Origin of the sequence: Belliella alkalica (assembly GCF_022549785.1) — a bacterium.
In the GTDB taxonomy this organism is placed as follows: domain Bacteria; phylum Bacteroidota; class Bacteroidia; order Cytophagales; family Cyclobacteriaceae; genus Belliella; species Belliella alkalica.
In genome coordinates, this window is sequence record NZ_JAKZGO010000046.1 from 1 (window position 1) to 2,758 (window position 2,758).

The 2,758-nt window shown below is 41.7% G+C and carries 1 protein-coding gene; it reads left to right on the forward strand.

The genetic code is table 11. The features are described from left to right. Positions 1 to 2,758 (forward strand): beta strand repeat-containing protein (locus MM213_RS20460; RefSeq protein WP_241414744.1); only part of this gene is annotated, 2,758 nt, incomplete at both ends.

Sequence of the window (2,758 nt, forward strand, 5' to 3'; positions counted from 1 at the left end):
AGCAAGCAACAGCTACCATTACTGGAGCCAACTACACCACATTGGTATTGACAGCAGAGTTGGAAATCACTCCTGCAACTATTACCGGAATCACTTTCGAAGACGGATCCTTTATATTCGATGAATCAGAGAAAGCCATTGAAATTTCAGGTACGCTTCCAAATGGAGCTTCAGTTGCCTATGAAAACAATGGAAGAACAAATGTCGGAAACCAACAGGTAACAGCTACGATTTCAGGTGATAATTATTCCGAATTGGTTTTAAATGCAGAATTGACCATCACCCCAGCCACAATCACAGGAATCACTTTCGAAAATGGAAGCTTTGTATTCGATGAATCTGAAAAAACCATTGAAATCACAGGTACGCTTCCGAATGGAACTTCAGTTGCCTATGCTAACAATACCCGAACAAATACGGGCACGCAGCAAGCAACAGCTACGATTTCAGGTGATAATTATTCCGAATTGGTATTGACAGCAGAGTTGGAAATTACTCCTGCAACAATCACAGGAATCACTTTCGAAGACGGATCTTTTGTATTTGATGGAACAGAAAAAACCATCGAAATATCAGGCACGCTTCCGAATGGAGCTTCAGTTGCTTACGCCAACAATACCCGAACCAATGTGGGAACGCAGCAAGCAACAGCCACGATTTCAGGTGATAATTATTCAGAATTGGTTCTAAATGCAGAATTGACCATCACCCCAGCCACAATCACAGGAATCACTTTCGAAGACGGATCCTTTGTATTCGATGAATCTGAAAAAACCATTGAAATAGTAGGTACGCTTCCAAATGGAACTTTTGTTGCCTATGAAAACAATGGAAGAACAAATGTCGGAAACCAACAGGTAACAGCTACGATTTCAGGTGATAATTATTCCGAATTGGTATTGACAGCAGAGTTGGAAATCACTCCTGCAACTATTACCGGAATCACTTTCGAAGACGGATCCTTTGTATTTGATGGAACAGAAAAAACCATCGAAATCTCAGGTACACTTCCGAATGGAACTTCAGTTGCCTATACCGACAATACCAGAACAAATGCGGGAACGCAGCAAGCAACAGCTACGATTTCAGGTGATAATTATTCCGAATTGGTTCTAAATGCAGAATTGACCATCACTCCTGCAACAATCACAGGAATCACTTTTGAAAATGGAACCTTTGTATTCGATGAATCTGAAAAAACCATTGAAATATCAGGAACGCTTCCGAATGGCACTTCAGTGTCTTATGCCAACAATACCAGAACAAATGCGGGAACGCAGCAAGCAACAGCTACGATTTCAGGTGATAATTATTCAGAATTGGTTCTAAATGCAGAATTGACCATCACCCCAGCCACAATTACAGGAATCACTTTCGAAGACGGATCCTTTGTATTCGATGAATCTGAGAAAGCCATTGAAATATCAGGTACGCTTCCGAATGGCACTTCAGTTGCCTATACCGACAATACCCGAACAAATACGGGTACGCAGCAAGCAACAGCTACGATTTCAGGTGATAATTATACCACGTTGGTATTGACAGCAGAGTTAGAAATCACCCCAGCAACAATCACAGAGATCACTTTCGAAGACGGATCCTTTGTATTTGACGGAACTGAGAAAACCATTGAAATCACAGGTACGCTTCCGAATGGAACTTCAGTGTCTTATGCCAACAATACCCGAACAAATGCGGGTACGCAGCAAGCAACAGCTACGATTTCAGGTGATAATTATACCACGTTGGTATTGACTGCAGATTTGACCATCACCCCAGCCACAATCGCAGGAATCACTTTCGAGGACAGATCTTTTGTATTTGACGAATCTGAAAAAACCATTGAAATAGGAGGTACGCTTCCAAATGGAACTTTTGTTGCCTATACCGACAATACCAGAACAAATGTTGGAACACAGCAAGCAACAGCAACGATTTCAGGTGATAATTATTCCGAATTGGTATTGACTGCAGAGTTGGAAATCACCCCAGCCACAATCACAGGAATCACTTTCGAAGACGGATCCTTTATATTCGATGAATCTGAGAAAACCATTGAAATCACAGGCACACTTCCGAACGGAACTTCAGTTGCTTATGAAAACAATGGAAGAACTAATGTCGGAAACCAACAGGTAACAGCTACGATTTCAGGAGCCAATTATACCACATTGGTTCTAAATGCAGAATTGACCATCACCCCAGCCACAATCACAGGAATCACTTTCGAGGACAGATCTTTTGTATTTGACGAATCTGAAAAAACCATTGAAATAGGAGGTACGCTTCCAAATGGAACTTTTGTTGCCTATACCGACAATACCAGAACAAATGTTGGAACACAGCAAGCAACAGCAACGATTTCAGGTGATAATTATTCCGAATTGGTATTGACAGCAGAGTTGGAAATCACTCCTGCAACTATTACCGGAATCACTTTCGAAGACGGATCCTTTGTATTTGACGAATCTGAAAAAACCATTGAAATCACAGGCACACTTCCGAATGGCACTTCAGTGTCTTATGCCAACAATACCCGAACAAATGCGGGTACGCAGCAAGCGACAGCCACCATTACTGGAACCAACTACACTACATTGGTATTGACAGCAGATTTGGAAATTACTCCTGCAACTATTACAGGAATCACTTTCGAGAATGGTACCTATGTATTTGACGGAACTGAGAAAGCCATTGAAATATCAGGTACGCTTCCGAATGGCACTTCAGTGTCTTATGCCAACAATACCCGAACCAA